Genomic DNA, 18,182 nt, shown 5'->3' with positions numbered 1-18,182 from the left:
TTTCTCTTGGCATCGCTGGCGCGGTTTACGCTGCGCGGCGGATAAGGATGTGCTTCTTCTTGCCGAGCGACAGCTTGATGACGCCATCGGCGGTGATTTCGCCGCTGCCGATCATCTTGCGCTCGTCGCTGACAGCCTGGTCGTTGATGCGCACGGCGCCGCCCTGGACGTGACGGCGGGCTTCGCCGTTCGAGGCGGCAAGACCGGCGCGGACAATCAGCGACAGGAGGCCGATGCCGGCGTCGAGCTCGGAGGCCGGAACCTCGACAGACGGTAGGTTGTCGGAGAGACCGCCTTCTTCAAACGTCTTGCGGGCCGTCTCGGCTGCCTGTTCCGCGGCTTCGCGGCCATGCAAGATCGCGGCGACCTCGGTCGCCAGGATCTTCTTGACCTCGTTGATTTCGGAACCGCCAAGTGCCGAGAGGCGGGCGATCTCGTCCATCGGCAAGGTGGTGTAGAGCTTCAGGAAGCGAGAAACGTCGGCATCCTCGGTGTTGCGCCAGTACTGCCAAAAATCATAGGCCGAGAGCATGTCGGCATTCAGCCAGATGGCGCCCGTGGCCGACTTGCCCATCTTGGCGCCGGAGGAAGTGGTCAGCAGCGGCGAGGTCAGCGCGTAGAGCTGCTTCGTCCCCATGCGGTGACCGAGGTCGATGCCGTTGACGATGTTGCCCCACTGGTCCGAGCCGCCCATCTGCAGGCGGCAGTCGTAGCGCTTGGCAAGCTCGACGAAGTCATAGGCCTGCAGGATCATGTAGTTGAATTCCAGGAAGGACAGCGACTGCTCACGGTCGAGGCGCGTCTTGACGCTGTCGAAGGACAGCATGCGGTTGACCGAGAAATGCTTGCCGACATCGCGCAGGAACTCGAGATAGTTCAGCGAGCGCAGCCATTCGGCATTGTTGATCATCAGCGCGTCCTTCGGACCGTCGCCATAGTTCAGGTAGTTCGAGAAGACGCGCTTGATGGAGGCAATGTTGCCTTCGATCGTATCGACGGTCATCAGCTGGCGGGCTTCCTCCTTGAAGGAGGGATCGCCGACCATGCCGGTGCCGCCGCCCATCAGCGAGATGGCGCGATGGCCGGTCTTCTGCATCCAGTGCAGCATCATGATCTGGATCAGCGATCCGGCGTGCAGGCTGGGTGCGGTCGGATCGAAGCCGATATAGGCCGTCACGGTTTCCTTGGCGAAGAGATCGTCGAGGCCGCTTTCATCGGAAATTTGATGAATGAAGCCGCGCTCTTGCAGCGTGCGGAGGAAATCGGACTTGAACTCGGACATGGGCTTCGTCTCTTGAACGTCGAACGGGATTTGGGATTGACGCTTGTTGAACCGTCGCGGCGCGTTTAGCACTGTTTTTCCAAAAGTGCATCCGGGAATCGCATGAAAGGCTCGCGGCGCAATGGATATCGTCAGGACTGCGATCGGCTTGATGAGCGGCACCTCGATGGACGGCATCGATGTGGCGTTGCTCAGGACAGACGGGCGAGGCTTCATCGAGCGCGGACCGTTCCTGGGCGTGGCCTACGATGGCGGTTTTCGCGAGAGGTTGAAGCGCGCGCTGGATCTGGCGCTGCCGCTGACGGACCGCAGCGCTCGGGGGGACGAGCTTCGCGAGATCGAGCTTGAACTGACCGCGCGTCATGCAGATGCCGTTACGGCATTTCTCGGTAAATTTGGACTCAGCAGAGGTGATGTCGATGTTCTCGGCTTTCACGGCCAGACCGTGCTGCACCGGCCGGACGATGCGCTGACAATCCAGATCGGCGACGGGCAGCTTCTGGCCGAACAATCAGGCATTCCCGTCGTCTATGACATGCGCGCCAACGACATGGTGCATGGCGGGCAGGGCGCACCGCTGGTGCCGGCCTATCACGCCGCCCTTGCCGGCAGGTTTCAGAAGGAAGGGCAGACCGTCTGCTTCGTCAATATCGGTGGTATTTCGAACCTCACCTATATCGGCGCAGAAGGCCGCATCGCCGCCTTCGACAGTGGCCCCGGCAATACGCTGATCGACCAGTGGGTGGAGATGCAGACCGGGAAGACCTACGACCCCGGCGGCGAGATCGCCGGGCGCGGACAGGTGGTGCCCGATATTGCCGCCCGTTATCTCGGTAGCCCCTTCTTCCTGGGCAATATCCGGCGCTCGCTCGACCGTGGCGATTTCAAGCCGCTGGCAGATGGCGAGGCGAGCCTGGAGGATGGCGCGCGCACGCTTGCGCATGTAGCTGCCGCCTCGATCGTCAAATGCGCCTCCTATCTGCCCGAGAGCCCCTCCGTCTACATCGTCTGCGGCGGTGGACGGCTGAATGGGACGATCATGGCGGAGTTTGCCGATATGGCCTGGAAGAACGGCTCTCGTGTCATGAGTGCAGAAGAGGCCGGTTTCGACGGAGATGCGATGGAGGCGGAAGCCTGGGCCTATCTGGCCGTGCGCTCGCTGGAGGGACTGCCGCTCACCTATCCCGGCACGACGGGCGTCAACCAGTCAGTAAGCGGTGGTGTCCTGGCGGAGCCGGCCAGATGAGCGGGGAAGTCATTTTCGAAACGCCGCGCCTTGTCGCTCGGATGTGGGAAGACGGCGATGCCGACCTGATCCACGACCTGCATTCGACAATCGAGACGACACGCTACATGTCTGGCGGAGCGCCCTGGTCACGCGAAAAGTGCGAGGAGCGGCTGCGAACATATCTTGCCGAGCAGGCGCGCGACGGCACGACGAAATACAAGATCGTCAGCCGACAGGACGGCCACTTCATCGGACGTGCCGGGATCTCGATCTACCACACCGGCGAGTATGAGATGGGTTATGCTTTCTACGCCCGAGAATGGGGCAAAGGCTATGCGACGGAAATCGCGGCAAGCCTTGCCGACTGGTTCTTCGCGAGAGATCTTGCGCCGCATTTCATCGCTTTTACGCACCCCGACAATCTCACCTCGCAGCACGTCTTAAAAAAGATCGGCATGCGAGAGCGCGGGCCGATCTTTATCGAAGGTGTTGAGGGCGTGGAATTCGCGATGACGGCCGCCATGCGGCAGGCCGTTACCTGATGCGCTTGGCTGCCGGTTCCGGCACCAGTTCGCCATTCAGGCGGCGGTCGAGATAATCCTCGCACTCGGCCATCAGCGTGTCGACCTGGCCGTTGAAGAAGTGGTTGGCGCCAGGCACCGTGCGGTGGGTGATGAGGATGCCCTTCTGCGTCTTCAGCTTCTCAACGAGGCCGTTGACGTCCTTTTCGGGGGCTACCTTGTCCGATTCGCCATTGATGATCAGGCCGGAGGACGGGCAGGGCGCCAGGAACGAGAAGTCATAGGTATTCGGCTGCGGGGCAATCGACATGAAACCTTCGATTTCCGGACGGCGCATCAGAAGCTGCATGCCGATCCAGGAGCCGAAGGAGTAGCCGGCGACCCAACAGGTCTTCGAATCGGGATGCAGGCTCTGCACCCAGTCGAGCGCGGAGGCGGCATCCGAAAGCTCGCCCGCACCATGGTCGAATTCGCCCTGGCTGCGGCCGATGCCCCGGAAATTGAAGCGCAATGTCGTAAAACCGCGCTTCTGGAACATGTAGAAGAGCTGGTAGACGATCTGGTTGTTCATCGTGCCACCAAACTGCGGATGCGGGTGCAGAATGACGGCGATCGGTGCGCTTTTTTCCTTGGAGGGCTGGTAGCGGCCTTCGAGACGGCCGGCTGGGCCGTTGAAAATAACTTCGGGCATCGGTACTCCGGGTTTTATTTCGCGTTCACGCCACGTTTGGCGACAACATGACTTGACGACAGTTGTCAGCTTTTCTAAAACGCAGTTTAGAACAATTCGAAACTTGCATGGCGATCCACGCAGCGTGGAACGTGTCATAAGGCAAGCCCGGCGGAAATTTCAAGAAAAATGCACCGCCGCGCCCGAAGCAAGCTCGTCAAGCGCAGGACCGAAGACAATGGCGCCGCCACGCCTTTATCTCGATTGGAACGCAACATCGCCGATGCACCCTGCAGCGCGTGACGCGATCATGCGCGCCATAGACGTGTTCGGCAATCCAAATTCCGTGCATGGCGAGGGCCGTGCCGCCCGCGCCGCCATCGAGAGCGCGCGCCGCAAGATTGCGCTGCTGACGGGGTCCGACCCCGCCAATGTGATCTTCACCAGTGGTGCGACCGAAGCGGCCAACATGGTGCTGACACCAGAATTCAGCATGGGCCGCACGCCGCTGAAGCTCGGTCGTCTCTATCATTCCGCCGTCGAGCATTTGGCAGTCCGCGAAGGTGGCCGTTTCCCGAAGGACAGGACGACCGAGATTCCGGTGACGGATGCCGGCGTCGTCGATCTGAAAGCGCTTTCCGACCTGCTCGATGCTCACGACAAGACGACGGGTCTGCCCATGGTGGCGATCATGTTCGTCAACAACGAGACTGGCATCGTCCAGCCGGTTGAAGAGGCAGGCAGCATCGTGCGCGCGCATGGCGGGCTCTTCGTGGTCGATGCGGTGCAGGCGGCCGGCCGTCTGCCGATCGAGATCGGGCAGATCGGCGCGGATTTCATGATCATTTCCTCCCACAAGATCGGCGGCCCGAAGGGCGCCGGCGCACTCGTCACCCGCGGCGAAGCGCTGATGCCGAAGGCGCTGATCCGCGGCGGCGGGCAGGAGAAGGGTCACCGGTCAGGGACACAGAATTCTCTGGCGCTGATCGGTTTCGGGGCTGCGGCGGAAGCCGTGCTGCAGAACCTTGAGGAGCGCAATGCTGCGATTGCCGTGCTGCGCGACCGGCTGGAAGCCGGCATGCGCGCGGCAGCACCCGACGTCATCATTTACGGCGCCGGCGGCCCGCGCGTCGCCAACACCATTTTCTTCACGCTTCCCTGCATGAAGGCGGAGACCGGTCAGATCGCCTTCGATCTTGAAGGCGTGGCACTTTCAGCGGGTTCGGCCTGCTCCTCCGGCAGGGTAGGCGAAAGCCATGTGCTGACGGCGATGGGCCGTGATCCGAAGCTCGGGGCTCTGCGCATGTCGCTCGGCTTTTCGACGACGAAAGAAGACGTGGACAGGGCGATTGCAGCCTTCGCCAAGATTGCCTCCCGGCGAAAGCTGGCGGGCGAGGCGGCCTGAACGCCTCACAAACTTGCGGAAACGCAAATTTCTACTTGCCAACAGGGCTGAAAAGTCCCTTTTGGCCACTTACATCAGGGGTAAGTAATTGCCCCACTGACAAGCTGCCGGACCTTTTATCCGGCGAGATTGGAGAGTGACATGCCTGCTGTCCAGGAAACAGTCGATCGCGTCCGCGAAATCGACGTGGACCAGTATAAATACGGCTTCGAAACCGTCATCGAAATGGACAAGGCACCCAAGGGCCTTTCCGAAGACATCATCCGCCTGATTTCCACCAAGAAGCAGGAGCCGGAATGGATGCTCGAATGGCGCCTTGAAGCCTACAAGCGCTGGCTGACGATGGACGAGCCCACCTGGGCGCGCGTCGACTACCCGAAGATCGATTTCAACGAGATCCACTATTACGCGGCGCCGAAGAGCACGCCGGGTCCGAAGTCGATCGAAGACGTCGATCCTGAAATCCTCAAGGTCTACGAGAAGCTCGGCATTCCACTGAAGGAACAGGAAATCCTGGCCGGCGTGCAGAAGCCGAAGATCGCAGTCGATGCAGTGTTCGATTCCGTGTCGGTCGTAACGACCTTCAAGGAGGAGCTGAAGAAGGCCGGCGTGATCTTCATGTCGATCTCGGAAGCCATCCGCGAGCAGCCGGATCTCGTGCGCAAGTACCTCGGCTCCGTCGTCCCGACGACCGATAACTACTATGCGACGCTGAACTCGGCCGTCTTCACCGACGGTTCCTTCGTCTTCGTGCCGAAGGGCGTGCGTTGCCCAATGGAGCTTTCCACCTACTTCCGCATCAACGAGAAGAACACCGGCCAGTTCGAGCGCACGCTGATCATCGCCGAGGAAGGCGCTTACGTCTCCTACCTCGAAGGCTGCACCGCGCCGCAGCGCGATGAAAACCAGTTGCATGCCGCCGTGGTCGAGCTCATCGCGCTCGACGATGCCGAGATCAAGTATTCCACCGTCCAGAACTGGTATCCGGGCGACAAGAACGGCAAGGGCGGCATCTACAACTTCGTCACCAAGCGTGGCGATTGCCGCGGCGACCGTTCGAAGATCTCCTGGACGCAGGTCGAGACCGGTTCCGCCATCACCTGGAAGTATCCGTCCTGCATCCTGCGCGGCGATGACTCCAGAGGCGAGTTCTACTCGATCGCCGTGTCCAACGGCCATCAGCAGATCGACAGCGGTACCAAGATGATCCATCTCGGCAAGAACACGTCGAGCCGCATCGTCTCCAAGGGCATCGCCGCCGGCGTTTCGCAGAACACCTATCGCGGCCAGGTCTCCGCCCACCGCAAGGCCTCGAACGCACGCAACTTCACCCAGTGCGACTCGCTGCTGATCGGCGACAAGTGCGGTGCCCATACGGTGCCCTATATCGAGGCGAAGAATTCGACGGCGCAGTTCGAGCACGAGGCGACCACCTCGAAGATCTCTGAAGACCAGCTGTTCTACTGCCTGCAGCGCGGTATTCCGACGGAGGCTGCAATCGCGCTGATCGTCAACGGCTTCGTCAAGGAAGTTCTGCAGGAACTGCCGATGGAATTCGCCGTCGAAGCACAGAAGCTGATCAGCATCTCGCTCGAAGGCAGCGTCGGCTGACATGAGCGAGGCGGACAAGAAGCGCATTCTTGAACGCCTGACGAGTATGCGCGGGGAGATCCTGTCGAAGATAGGTCCCCGCGAGCATAGGTACGAGACAGAAACGCCGCCGGAGCAGCCTTATGTGTTTCTCCGGCAGCGCGTAGAAAAGTCGGGAGAGGTCATTCTGAGCTTCCCGAGTCTGGTCGAATTGCTTCTCGCCGCAATCCGTTTTGGGCGATAGCGGCTAACGCAACAAGTCGACATCTTAGAAATTACGCGAGGCTCTGAGTGAGCTGCGCAGACAAACCGCAGGAACCAAAGATGCTTGAAATCAAGAACCTTCATGCCCGCATCGCCGAAGACGGCACCGAAATCATCCGTGGTCTGAACCTCACCGTGAAGGCCGGCGAAGTTGCCGCCATCATGGGCCCGAACGGCTCCGGCAAGTCGACGCTCTCCTACATCCTCTCCGGCCGCGAAGACTATGAAGTGACCGAAGGTGACATTCTCTACAACGGCGAGAGCATCCTCGAGCTCGATGCCGCCGAGCGCGCCTCCAAGGGCATCTTCCTGGCCTTCCAGTATCCTGTCGAAATTCCTGGTGTCGCCACCATGCAGTTCCTGAAGGTGGCGATGAACGAGCAGCGCAAGGCACGCGGCGAAGACGAGCTGACGACGCCGGACTTCATGCGCCGTGTCAAGGACGCTGCGGCCAAGCTGCAGATCAACACCGAGATGCTGAAGCGCCCGCTGAACGTCGGCTTCTCCGGCGGCGAAAAGAAGCGCGCCGAAATCCTGCAGATGGCGCTGCTTGAGCCGAAGCTTTGCGTGCTCGACGAAACCGACTCCGGCCTCGACATCGACGCCCTGAAGGTCGTGGCCGATGGGGTCAACGCGCTGCGTTCGCCAGATCGCGCCGTTATCGTCATTACCCACTACCAGCGCCTGCTCGACTATATCGTGCCGGATACCGTGCACGTTCTCTACAAGGGCCAGGTCATCAAGTCCGGCGACAAGACGCTGGCCCATGAGCTGGAAGCCAACGGTTACGCCGACATCATCGGCGCCGCAGCCTGAGCGTGGCGGAAAGGACGACGTCCATGAACATGCAAACGACGAGCCGCCTGACCGCGGCCGAAGCTGCGCTGATCGAAGCGTTCAACCAGCAGATCGGCGAACTGCCGGGCAATGGCGCGGTCACTGCGCTCCGCGACCGGCTGCTCGACGACCTGAAGAGGGAAGGCCTGCCGACGCGCCGCGTCGAAGCCTGGCACTATACGGACCTGAAGAACCTGCTGCGCAACATTCCGGCCCAGGCGGGTGACGCCGGCTCGGAAGCGCTGGAGCCGCTGGTTGACGGCTCTCCGGTTCTTGCCGTGATCCAGGGCAAGCCTGTCCACAAGGCTTCTGCCGGCGATCTCTCGGTTTCGGTCTATTCCGAAAAGCTGACCGACGGTTCGGCCGCCGCCAATCTCGACGCGCTCGGCCGCGACGATGCGGTCGGCCGCATCAACGGCAGCTTCGTCAAGGATGGCTATGTGATCGACGTGCCTGATGGCACCGAGTTCGAAGAGCCGCTGGAAATCCAGTTCGTGCATGCCGGCGGTGAGATTCACACCCGCCTGCCGGTCAGCTTCGGCGCCAATGTGAAGGGTGTCGTCATCGAGCGTCACCAATCGGTGACCGACAATGCCGCGCTCGTGTCGCATGTCAGTGACATCACGGTCGGGCAGGGCACGGAACTGACCTGGATCATCCTCCAGCAGCAGGGGGCTGAGGATACGCATCTCGGCCAGATCCGCGTCGATCTCGGCGCTGACGCCAAGGTGAAGCTCTTCGTCATCAATGCCGGCGGCAAGCTGGTGCGCCAGGAGCTGAATATCAAGGTGACGGGTGAGGGCGCCGATCTGACGCTGCGCGGCATCAATCTGCTCGGCGCCGAGACGCACACCGACGTAACGATGGTGCTTGGCCACGACGTGCCGCACACCGGCTCGACGGAAGTGATCCGCAACGTCGTCTTCGATCGCGCCAAGGGCGTCTTCCAGGGCATGATCCGGGTCGCGCCCGATGCCCAGAAGACCGACGCCAAGATGGCCTGCAACACGCTGCTGATGTCCGACGATGCCGAATTCTCAGTCAAGCCCGAGCTCGAAATCTTCGCCGACGACGTGCAGTGCGGCCATGGTGCGACGGTTGCCGATATCGACCACAACCATCTCTACTACCTGATGGCCCGCGGCATTCCGGAGAACAAGGCGCGCGCGATGCTCGTCAACGCCTTCGTTGCCGAGATCGTCGAGGAATTGGAAGACGAAGCCCTGGTCGAGGCGCTGGAAGGCGTCATTTCGGCCTGGCTGGAAAAGCACGCCTGATCGGATATCGCCATGGACAAGATCGTGCCGGCAACCGCCTATGATGTCGAAGCCATCCGCAGGGATTTCCCGATCCTCGCGGAGAAGGTGCATGGCAAGCCGCTGGTCTATCTGGACAACGGCGCCTCCGCACAGAAGCCGCAGGCGGTGATCGATGCGATCTCGCATGCCTACAGCCACGAATACGCCAATGTGCATCGCGGCCTTCACTACCTGTCGAATGCCGCAACTGAAGCCTATGAAGCGGCGCGCGAAAAGGTTCGCCGCTTCCTGAACGCGCCTTCGGTTGATGACATCGTCTTCACCAAGAACTCGACCGAGGCGATCAACACCGTCGCCTACGGTTGGGGCATGCCCAAGATCGGCGAGGGCGATGAGATCGTGCTGACGATCATGGAGCACCACTCCAACATCGTGCCCTGGCATTTCATCCGCGAACGGCAGGGCGCGAAGCTCGTCTGGGTGCCTGTCGATGACGAGGGCGCCTTCCATATCGAGGATTTCGAGAAGAGCTTGACCGACAAGACCAAGCTCGTCGCAATCACCCATATGTCGAATGCGCTCGGCACCATCGTTCCGGTCAAGGAAGTCTGCCGCATTGCCCATGAGCGCGGCATTCCGGTGCTGATCGACGGTTCGCAGGGTGCCGTGCATCTGCCTGTCGACGTGCAGGATATCGATTGCGACTGGTACGTCATGACCGGTCACAAGCTCTATGGCCCGTCGGGCATCGGCGTGCTCTACGGCAAGAAGGACCGGCTGAAGGAGATGCGGCCCTTCCAGGGCGGTGGCGAGATGATCTTCGAGGTGAGCGAGGATATCGTCACCTATAATGATCCGCCGCACCGTTTCGAGGCTGGCACGCCGCCGATCGTGCAGGCGATCGGGCTTGGTTATGCGCTCGACTATATGGACAAGATCGGCCGCGAGAATATCGCGGCCCACGAGGCGGATCTGACTGCCTATGCCGAGGAGCGGCTCAAGGCGGTCAATTCGCTGCGCGTCTTCGGCAATGCGCCCGGCAAGGGCGCCATCTTCTCCTTCGAGTTGGCGGGCATTCATGCCCATGACGTCTCGATGGTGATCGACCGCCAGGGTGTTGCCGTTCGCGCTGGCACGCATTGTGCCATGCCGCTCTTGAAACGCTTCGGCGTGACCTCCACATGCCGTGCATCCTTCGGCATGTATAATACCCGCGCCGAGGTGGATGCGCTTGCAGATGCGCTCGACTATGCGCGCAAGTTCTTTGCTTGAGGAAGAAGCCATGAGCCTGAATGAAGAGAAGATCGACGTGCGCGAAGGCATCGTGCATTCCAGCATTCCCGAAGCGGAGCTGGCGCGTCTCAGCGACGACGTGATCGGCGCTCTCAAGACCGTCTACGACCCGGAAATTCCAGCAGACATCTTCGAGCTCGGCCTCATCTACAAGATCGACATCGAAGACGACCGCATGGTGAAGATCATGATGACGCTGACCGCACCCGGTTGCCCGGTTGCCGGTGAAATGCCGGGCTGGGTGGAAAATGCCGTCGGCGCCGTCGAGGGCGTGTCGGGCGTCGAGGTCGCCATGACCTTCGATCCGCCGTGGACGCCGGACCGTATGTCCGAGGAGGCGCAGGTCGCCGTTGGCTGGTATTGACCGGCCGGTATTGATCCGTTTACTCGCGGCGACTACATTGAATCACCAAGCACCGGATCTTGACCCCGGTTGTGGAAGGAGATTGAGCCCATGGGCTTTGCAGTAATGAGCATGACGGAAGCTGCCGCAGACCGCGTGAAGGCGATCGTCGGGAACGGCGGACCGGATGCCAAGGGCATTCGCGTCGGCATCAAGAAGGGTGGCTGCGCCGGGATGGAATATACCATCAACCTGGTGACGGAACCCAATGCCAAGGACGACCTGATCGAGCGCGACGGCGCCAAGGTCTGGATCGAGCCGTCGGCCGTTCTTTATCTGCTCGGCACCGAACTCGGCTTCGAGACGACGACGCTACGTTCCGGCTTCATCTTCACCAATCCGAACCAGACATCGGCCTGCGGCTGCGGTGAGTCCGTCGAGCTGAGGCCCGCCGACCTGGCAGCGCTTGCCGCACGCGGCGATGCCGTGGTTCCGGCTCAGCATTAAAGCGTGTCGCGATCTTTCAGATCGCTTGACGCGCTTTAAGTCTTTGTTTTGCGCATATCGTTATCGCGAAACCGCTGCACACTTTTGCGCGACATGCTAAGCAATTTTTCATTGAAATTGCCTGAAGGCCGCCATAATTGGCGGCCTTTTGATTTTTATGAGCCTGTCCGAGACCGACAAGCGACCAAGAAGAAACGAAGCGGACAATGCTCTTTCTGTTCCTGAAGGGCGCCCTGCTGGGCGTCATCATCACCGCGCCGCTCGGGCCGATCGGAACGCTCTGCATCAACAGAAGCCTCGAGAAGGGGTTCTGGTACGGTTTTTCCGGCGGGCTGGGGACGGCGCTGGGTGACGCGAGCTACGCGCTGGTCGCGGTGACCGGGATTGCTGTTTTCTCCGAGGCCATGTCGACAGCCACTATTCCGCTGGCACTCGGCGGCGGGCTGATGCTGCTCTGGCTCGGCTGGCGGGGACTGAAGAACAAAGGAAAGATAAAGGCTGCGAAGATCGATGCGGCCGACTTCCTGCACACGACTATCTCGACCTTCCTGCTGACCATCTCCAATCCGGCGACGATCCTCTCCTTCGGAGCGCTGTTTGCCGGCCTCGGCCTGACCGAAGAGACGCGCCGCTTCAGCTCGGCGATGATCGTCTCGGGCGTCTTCCTGGGGTCGCTCCTCTGGTGGTTTTGCCTCAGTGGCGCGGTCAGCCTTGCAAGAGACCGGCTCTCGGCCGATTTCACGGCGAAAGTCGGCCGAGCGACGAGCTATATGCTGATCGCCTTCGGCGCGGTGGCGCTCGGTTCGGTGGCTTATTCGATCGTATAGCGAAGGGCGCTTTAATCGCGCTTGATGCTCATCAGCACATCCCAGAGATCGGCCCCGGTCTCGAAGACTGATGCGTTTGCCTTGTAGCTCTGTTCGGTCCCGACGAGGTCGGTCAACTCGGTCGCGAAATCCACGCCCTGATCCGTCTCGGTGACGCTTGCCTGCACGCCTGAAGGTTCGACGGACTGGAAGCTGGTGTTCAGGCGGCCATAACCCGGCGTACTCGCATTGGCGACATTGTTGGCGATCGCACTTGCACGCGTCGACTGTGCCAGCATTCCCGAGAGAGCCGTATGCGTAATTGCAGAAATGCTCATCGACCGTTTCCCTATTTCCGGACATCCAGCGTTTTACCGACAAGGATTTAGGGAATGTTGAACGGCTTCGGTTAGCGAAAGGCGAGGGGATCTGGGACGGCTGTGCCGGAATGGCACGACAGCCTCAGCGACCGGCTCTCATACCCGCAATCAGGATGTCGATGAGTTGCCTTGCTGCATTCCGCCAGGCCGGGCCGCAGCTGATGCTCGCGCCGCCCGCCAGCGCGCGCAAAATGTCGAGAGGGTCCATCGCCAGACGGATTTCTCCGGTGGCGACTGCGCGATCCACCAGCAGATTGACGGCACCGATAATCAAATCGGCAGAATCCGCATAAAGCTCGGAGGTGCCGCCAACAAGCGAATCCAGCACTTCGGACATGCCATGTTTCGTCACCACATAGTCGACGAACTGGACCAGCCACAGGCGGAGCGCTTCGACAGGCGGATGCGTTTCAGCGAGGCTCTTGGCGGCAGCGGCAAGCTGCGCCGTCTCATTGCGGTAGATGGCGGAAACCAGTGCATCGCGCGTCGGGAAATGACGATAGAGCGTACCGATGCCGACGCCGGCAATGCGGGCGATTTCCTCCAGGCTGGCGCTGGAACCCTTTTCGGCAAATACTGTCTTTGCCGTTTCCATCAACAGAAGGCGGTTGCGTTCGGCATCCGCACGCGGCTTTCGGACGGTGGACCCGTCACTTTTTTCGGCCATTTACGAGAAGTCCCCTTGATAAGCGGAGGCGCCCTCCGTATTTATCTGGAGGCATCCTCCTTTTATTCCATTTGAGGCCGGTGGGCAATGGTTCACCAGTCCGGAGAGGTGCGTCCATGATCAAGGAGATAATCATGAGTGGACTTTTTGGCGCGACATCGACCACCGACGAAGTGCTCGCCGGCGTCGATCTCAAGGGCAAGCGCGTGCTGGTGACGGGTGTTTCGGCCGGCCTCGGCGTGGAAACCGCGCGCGTGCTGGCAGCCCACGGAGCGCAGGTCGTGGGCACGGCACGTGACCTTGCAAAGGCGAGGGCGGCAACGGAAGTCGTGCGCGCCGGTGCTGCCAATGGCGGCAGCCTTGATATCGCCGAGCTCGATCTTGCCTCTCTGGCAAGCGTGCGCGCCTGCGCCGATGCGCTCATTGCAGATGGCCGCCCCTTCGATGTCGTCATTGCCAATGCCGGCGTCATGGCCGCTCCCTTCGGCCGCACCGCCGATGGTTTCGAAACGCAGTTCGGCACCAACCATCTCGGTCATTTCGTACTGGTCAACCGCATTGCACCGCTTGTGAAATCGGGCGGCCGCGTGGTGATCGTCGCATCCTCGGGCCATCGCATGGCACCTTTCAGCCTCGACGACCTGAATTTCGAAAGCAAGACCTATGAGCCCTGGGCGGCCTATGCCCAGTCGAAGACCGCAAATATCCTGTTCGCGGTGGAACTCGACCGGCGCCTGAGGGAGCGCGGCATCCGCGCAACGGCACTGCATCCCGGCGGCATCAACACCGAGCTCGGGCGCCACCTCGACCCTAGCATGATCGAAAGCATGTTGGCGCAGATCAACGCAGCACTCGCCGCCGAGGGCAAGTCGCCCTTCCAGTGGAAGACGATTCCTCAGGGTGCGGCTACCTCGGTATGGGCAGGTTTCGTCGCCCCGGCAGACGCGGTCGGCGGCAGATATTGCGAGAATTGCCACGTCTCCGAAGTGACGGATGCGGAGATCAGCCCGATTTCCGAGGGGGTGCGTTCCTATGCGCTAAATTCCGAGACGGCCAAGGCATTGTGGGCCAGGAGCGAAGAGCTGGTCGGCGAGCGCTTCTAAACCGCAAACCATCCCGCTTTGACGCTGATAGAAAGCAGGGGACTGGGAAACTGGTGCCCCTGCCGAGGAATTGAACCTGGATCGGCTGCAAACCAGACAGCTGCTCTTACGTTGAGCTACGAGGGGCATAGTGTCTTTATGCCAGACATGACGTTCGCAGGCGAACGGAGCTTCGATGGACGGTTAGAGGGTAAGGTTAACCTGCCGCATAAGGCGATACAGGAGAAGGGTGCCCGGTACAGGGGCAGGCGACCCTTCTCCCTGCTGGTTTTACAGCGTCCAGCAACGATAATTACGCAGAGAACCGAAAAATGGTTCACTAGCGCGGATGAAAGTCCCGAAAAAGTCTGGCGGCTGTCCTTTATCGTCAGGAATGCATAGCCGCGTATCATCGGTCTCTGCAGCTTCTTGCCGCCGCCGTTCAGGCCTTGATATCGAGGCCTGCTTCGATTGCGGCGGCGATGAATGCCTTGCGTGCATCCTCGCCGGTGCGCTTGCCCTTGATGACATCAGCGCAGATCAGCAACGCCTGGTCGAGTGCGGCGCCATCTTCCGTCGGCCAGTCCTCAATCATCGCCCAGGAGGCGGCCTGGGTATTGTCGATGGTCACGTATTGGCCGGGCTCTTCGAGGGCGAGGAGTACAGGCTTCGACCATGGCGCCTGCATTCTTGCTTCGCTTTGATCCTGGGGCATTTGTTGTGGCCTTTCTTCGCGCATTCTCTACCAGAATTAGGAAAGCCCCTCCCATGATGGAAGGGGCTTGGATTGCTCAACGCAGGGCGTCTGGCCTGACTGCTATTCAGCTGCCTCTGCGTAAGCCTCGACCGGCGGGCAGGTGCAGATCAGGTTGCGGTCGCCGTAGACGTTGTCGACGCGGTTGACCGGAGACCAGTACTTGTCCACACGGAAGGCGCCGGGCGGGAAGCAGGCCTGTTCGCGCGAATAGGGGCGATCCCATTCGCCAACAAGGTCTTCCACCGTATGCGGGGCGTTCTTCAGCGGGTTGTTCAGCTTGTCCGAACGGCCTTCCTCGATGTCGCGGGCTTCCTGACGGATCGCCAGCATCGCTTCGCAGAAGCGGTCGAGTTCGGCCTTGGTTTCGGATTCCGTCGGCTCGATCATCAGCGTACCGGCAACCGGCCAGCTCATGGTCGGTGCGTGGAAGCCGCAATCGATCAGGCGCTTGGCAACGTCGTCGACGGTGACGCCGCAGCTATCGACCAGCGGGCGCGTGTCGATGATGCATTCATGCGCCACACGGCCCGCAGCCGACTTGTAGAGCACGTCGTAAGCGCCCTTCAGACGAGCCGCGATGTAGTTGGCGTTGAGGATCGCAACCTTCGTTGCCTGCGTCAGGCCTTCGCCGCCCATCATCAGGCAGTAGCTCCAGGAGATCGGCAGGATGGACGCCGAACCGAAGGCTGCTGCCGAAACCGCGCCCGAACGACCGTCCGTTTCCGGATGGCCGGGCAGGTGAGGCGCCAGATGCGACTTGACGCCAATCGGGCCCATGCCGGGACCGCCGCCGCCATGCGGGATGCAGAAGGTCTTGTGCAGGTTGAGGTGCGAGACGTCGGAGCCGATGTCACCAGGGCGAGACAGACCGACCATGGCGTTCATGTTGGCGCCGTCGAGATAGACCTGGCCGCCGTGCTGATGCACGAGGTCGCAGATTTCCTTGACGGTTTCCTCGAACACGCCATGCGTCGAGGGGTAGGTGATCATGCAGCAGGAGAGATTATCCGCATACTGCTCCGCCTTGGCGCGGAAATCGTCGAGGTCGATATCGCCGTTTTCACGGACCTTGACGACCACGACCTTCATGCCGACCATCTGGGCCGAAGCCGGGTTGGTGCCATGCGCCGAGGTCGGGATCAGGCAGACGTCGCGGTGACCTTGGCCGTTCGCAATGTGGTAATTGCGAATAGTCAGAAGACCCGCATATTCGCCCTGCGCGCCGGAATTCGGCTGCATGGAGAAGGCGTCGTAGCCGGTGACGGCGCAGAGCTTTGCCGTCAGGTCATCGATCATTTCGCGATAGCCGAGCGCCTGGTCGGCCGGCACGAAAGGATGGATGTCGGAAAATTCCGGCCAGGTGATCGGCAGCATTTCGGCCGTGGCGTTCAGCTTCATCGTGCAGGAGCCGAGCGGGATCATCGAGCGGTCGAGCGCCAGATCGCGGTCCGAGAGCCGGCGGATGTAGCGGGTCATTTCGCTTTCGGCGCGGTTCATGTGGAAGATCGGGTGTGTCAGGTATTCGCTGGTGCGCAGCAAATCCTTCGGCAGGCGATAGGACGGCTCGAAATCGGCAATCTGAAAATTGCCGCCGAAGGCGCGCCAGACGGCTTCCAGCGTTGCCGGGCGGGTGCGTTCGTCGAGTGACATGCCGATCTTCGTCTGACCGACCTTGCGAAGGTTGACGCCTTCGGCGACGGCTGCGCGCAGGATGAGGCCCTGCATGTGGCCGACATCGACGGTGATCGTGTCGAAGAAGGTATCCGGCTCGACCTTGTAGCCGAGCTTTTCCAGGCCCTTGGCCATCAGCACGGCCTTTTGGTGGACCTGCTGGGCAATCGCCTTGATACCCTTGGGACCATGGAAGACGGCATACATGGAGGCCATGACGGCGAGCAGGACCTGCGCGGTGCAGATGTTCGACGTCGCCTTTTCGCGGCGGATATGCTGTTCGCGTGTCTGCAGCGACAGGCGATAGGCGCGGTTGCCACGGGCATCGACGGACACGCCGACGAGACGGCCGGGCATGGAGCGCTTGATGGCATCCTTGACCGACATATAGGCCGCATGCGGGCCACCGTAACCGACGGGAACGCCGAAGCGTTGCGAGGAACCGATCGCGATATCGGCACCCATTTCGCCCGGCGACTTCAGAAGCGTCAGCGACAGGATATCAGCGGCAACGACGGCGATGGCGCCCGTCTGGTGCAGGCGGGAGATCAGGCCGGTGAAATCGCGCACATGGCCGTGCGTGCCCGGATACTGGAAGATCGCGCCGAAGACATCGACCGGGTCGAGATCGGTGAAGGGGTTGCCGACGATAACAGACCAGCCGAGCGGTTCGGCACGGGTCTTGATCAGTTCGATCGTCTGTGGATGGCAGTCGGCATCGACGAAGAAGGACTTGGCCTTGGACTTGGAGACGCGCTCGGCCATGGCCATGCCTTCGGCAGCAGCCGTTGCTTCATCCAGCAGCGAGGCATTGGCGACGTCGAGGCCGGTCAGGTCGCAGATCATCGTCTGGTAGTTCAGGAGCGCTTCGAGGCGCCCTTGCGAGATTTCCGGCTGGTAAGGCGTATAGGCGGTGTACCAGGCCGGGTTTTCCAGGATGTTGCGCTGGATGACCGGCGGCGTGATCGTGCCGTAATAGCCCTGACCAATCAGCGAGGTCAGAACCTTGTTCTTGTTGGCGGTTTCGCGCAGCTTGTCGAGCGCTTCACGCTCCGTCATCGGCGCGCCCCAGACGAGCGGCACCTTCTGGCGGATCGATGGCGGCACGGTGGCGTCGATCAGCGCATCGAGGCTCTTGTAGCCGATGGTGCCGAGCATATCCGACATTTCAGACGGCGAGGGGCCGATATGACGACGGTTGGCGAAGTCATAGGGCTGATAGTCGGTGAACTGGAATTCGGTAGGCGTCGTCATTACGCAGTCAGCTCCTTATAGGCCGCTTCATCGAGCAGGCCATCGGCATCGGCAAGGTTCGTGAGCTTGAGCTTGAAGAACCAGCCAGCACCCTGCGGATCGGAATTGACGAGCGACGGGTCGGCAACGATGGCCGGATTAACCTCGACGATCTCGCCATCGAGCGGGCAGTAGACATCCGAAGCCGCCTTGACGGATTCGACTGTCGCAGCATTGCCATCCTTGGAGAAGGTAGCGCCGACTTCAGGCAATTCCACGAAAACGAGGTCGCCGAGCTGCTCGACAGCGTAGGTGGTGATGCCGACGGTCGCGACATCGCCTTCGAGCTTCAGCCATTCATGTTCAGCAGTAAATTTCAGCATGGAA

19 protein-coding genes and 1 tRNA gene are annotated in these 18,182 nt (G+C 61.0%); 12 read left to right on the top strand and 8 right to left on the bottom strand.

Features of this window, described 5'->3' with window-relative positions; genetic code table 11:
• Positions 1-25 precede the first annotated feature (25 nt).
• On the bottom strand, positions 26-1,282 hold the full coding sequence (tyrS, locus tag J2X71_RS30540) for a tyrosine--tRNA ligase (RefSeq protein ID WP_310388198.1): 1,257 nt from the start codon (positions 1,280-1,282) through the stop codon (positions 26-28).
• 121 nt (positions 1,283-1,403) lie between these two features.
• Between tyrS and J2X71_RS30535 the strand changes: the two genes are divergently transcribed.
• A complete protein-coding gene (locus tag J2X71_RS30535) occupies positions 1,404-2,528 on the top strand; it encodes an anhydro-N-acetylmuramic acid kinase (protein WP_310388196.1) in 1,125 nt (374 codons plus the stop codon).
• Positions 2,525-3,052, top strand: coding sequence for a GNAT family N-acetyltransferase (locus tag J2X71_RS30530; RefSeq protein WP_310388194.1), 528 nt, complete (start codon positions 2,525-2,527; stop codon positions 3,050-3,052). The genes J2X71_RS30535 and J2X71_RS30530 overlap by 4 nt, the downstream gene beginning before the upstream one ends.
• Here the strand turns inward: J2X71_RS30530 and J2X71_RS30525 are convergent.
• Entirely contained in the window at positions 3,045-3,722 is a 678-nt protein-coding gene (locus J2X71_RS30525) for an alpha/beta hydrolase (RefSeq protein ID WP_113325620.1), read from the bottom strand. The genes J2X71_RS30530 and J2X71_RS30525 overlap by 8 nt on opposite strands.
• A 217-nt stretch (positions 3,723-3,939) precedes the next feature.
• Here J2X71_RS30525 and J2X71_RS30520 point away from each other — a divergent pair, with 217 nt between their 5' ends.
• The 9 genes from J2X71_RS30520 (at position 3,940) to J2X71_RS30480 (ending at position 12,026) form a co-directional block, all read left to right on the top strand.
• Complete coding sequence (locus J2X71_RS30520; RefSeq protein ID WP_310388192.1) at positions 3,940-5,106, top strand: cysteine desulfurase family protein; 1,167 nt, start codon at positions 3,940-3,942, stop codon at positions 5,104-5,106.
• Positions 5,107-5,247: 141 nt separating this feature from the next.
• Complete coding sequence (sufB, locus tag J2X71_RS30515; RefSeq protein ID WP_310388190.1) at positions 5,248-6,717, top strand: Fe-S cluster assembly protein SufB; 1,470 nt, start codon at positions 5,248-5,250, stop codon at positions 6,715-6,717.
• A gap of 1 nt (position 6,718) precedes the next feature.
• Entirely contained in the window at positions 6,719-6,940 is a 222-nt protein-coding gene (locus J2X71_RS30510) for a hypothetical protein (RefSeq protein WP_310388188.1), read from the top strand.
• An 80-nt stretch (positions 6,941-7,020) separates the two neighbouring features.
• Positions 7,021-7,776 (top strand): Fe-S cluster assembly ATPase SufC, encoded by a 756-nt coding sequence (sufC, locus tag J2X71_RS30505; RefSeq protein ID WP_007826163.1) that lies wholly within the window; start codon positions 7,021-7,023, stop codon positions 7,774-7,776.
• A gap of 23 nt (positions 7,777-7,799) precedes the next feature.
• Positions 7,800-9,074, top strand: a complete 1,275-nt coding sequence (sufD, locus tag J2X71_RS30500) for a Fe-S cluster assembly protein SufD (RefSeq protein ID WP_310388185.1) — start codon at positions 7,800-7,802, stop codon at positions 9,072-9,074.
• 12 nt (positions 9,075-9,086) lie between these two features.
• Positions 9,087-10,328, top strand: a complete 1,242-nt coding sequence (locus tag J2X71_RS30495) for a cysteine desulfurase (RefSeq protein WP_112968179.1) — start codon at positions 9,087-9,089, stop codon at positions 10,326-10,328.
• 10 nt (positions 10,329-10,338) lie between these two features.
• Positions 10,339-10,713: an SUF system Fe-S cluster assembly protein gene (locus J2X71_RS30490; protein ID WP_007826160.1), complete on the top strand. Its 375-nt coding sequence runs from the start codon at positions 10,339-10,341 to the stop codon at positions 10,711-10,713.
• Between the two features lie 90 nt (positions 10,714-10,803).
• Entirely contained in the window at positions 10,804-11,199 is a 396-nt protein-coding gene (sufA, locus tag J2X71_RS30485; RefSeq protein WP_310388183.1) for a Fe-S cluster assembly scaffold SufA, read from the top strand.
• 206 nt (positions 11,200-11,405) lie between these two features.
• Entirely contained in the window at positions 11,406-12,026 is a 621-nt protein-coding gene (locus J2X71_RS30480; protein ID WP_113325604.1) for a LysE family transporter, read from the top strand.
• A gap of 11 nt (positions 12,027-12,037) precedes the next feature.
• Here J2X71_RS30480 and J2X71_RS30475 read toward each other — a convergent pair whose 3' ends face one another.
• Positions 12,038-12,343: a flagellar basal body protein gene (locus J2X71_RS30475; protein WP_310388179.1), complete on the bottom strand. Its 306-nt coding sequence runs from the start codon at positions 12,341-12,343 to the stop codon at positions 12,038-12,040.
• 124 nt (positions 12,344-12,467) lie between these two features.
• A complete protein-coding gene (locus J2X71_RS30470) occupies positions 12,468-13,052 on the bottom strand; it encodes a TetR/AcrR family transcriptional regulator (RefSeq protein ID WP_310388177.1) in 585 nt (194 codons plus the stop codon).
• Positions 13,053-13,186: 134 nt separating this feature from the next.
• On the opposite strand from J2X71_RS30470, the gene J2X71_RS30465 reads away from it, so the two are divergent.
• Positions 13,187-14,155, top strand: a complete 969-nt coding sequence (locus J2X71_RS30465) for an SDR family NAD(P)-dependent oxidoreductase (RefSeq protein WP_310388176.1) — start codon at positions 13,187-13,189, stop codon at positions 14,153-14,155.
• A gap of 51 nt (positions 14,156-14,206) precedes the next feature.
• Here the strand turns inward: J2X71_RS30465 and J2X71_RS30460 are convergent.
• The 4 genes from J2X71_RS30460 to gcvH form a co-directional block, all read right to left on the bottom strand.
• Positions 14,207-14,282, bottom strand: a tRNA-Thr gene (locus tag J2X71_RS30460).
• Positions 14,283-14,576: 294 nt separating this feature from the next.
• Positions 14,577-14,822, bottom strand: a complete 246-nt coding sequence (locus J2X71_RS30455) for a DUF982 domain-containing protein (protein ID WP_310388321.1) — start codon at positions 14,820-14,822, stop codon at positions 14,577-14,579.
• Between the two features lie 129 nt (positions 14,823-14,951).
• Positions 14,952-17,816 (bottom strand): aminomethyl-transferring glycine dehydrogenase, encoded by a 2,865-nt coding sequence (gene gcvP / locus J2X71_RS30450; RefSeq protein ID WP_310388174.1) that lies wholly within the window; start codon positions 17,814-17,816, stop codon positions 14,952-14,954.
• A complete protein-coding gene (gene gcvH / locus J2X71_RS30445) occupies positions 17,816-18,178 on the bottom strand; it encodes a glycine cleavage system protein GcvH (RefSeq protein ID WP_113325599.1) in 363 nt (120 codons plus the stop codon). The genes gcvP and gcvH overlap by 1 nt, the downstream gene beginning before the upstream one ends.
• Between the last annotated feature and the right edge of the window lie 4 nt (positions 18,179-18,182).

It is taken from the genome of Rhizobium sp. 1399 (assembly GCF_031455475.1).
Classification (GTDB): domain Bacteria; phylum Pseudomonadota; class Alphaproteobacteria; order Rhizobiales; family Rhizobiaceae; genus Rhizobium.
The sequence above is the reverse complement of the archived record's forward strand: the minus strand, read 5'-3'. Positions and strand labels throughout refer to the sequence as shown.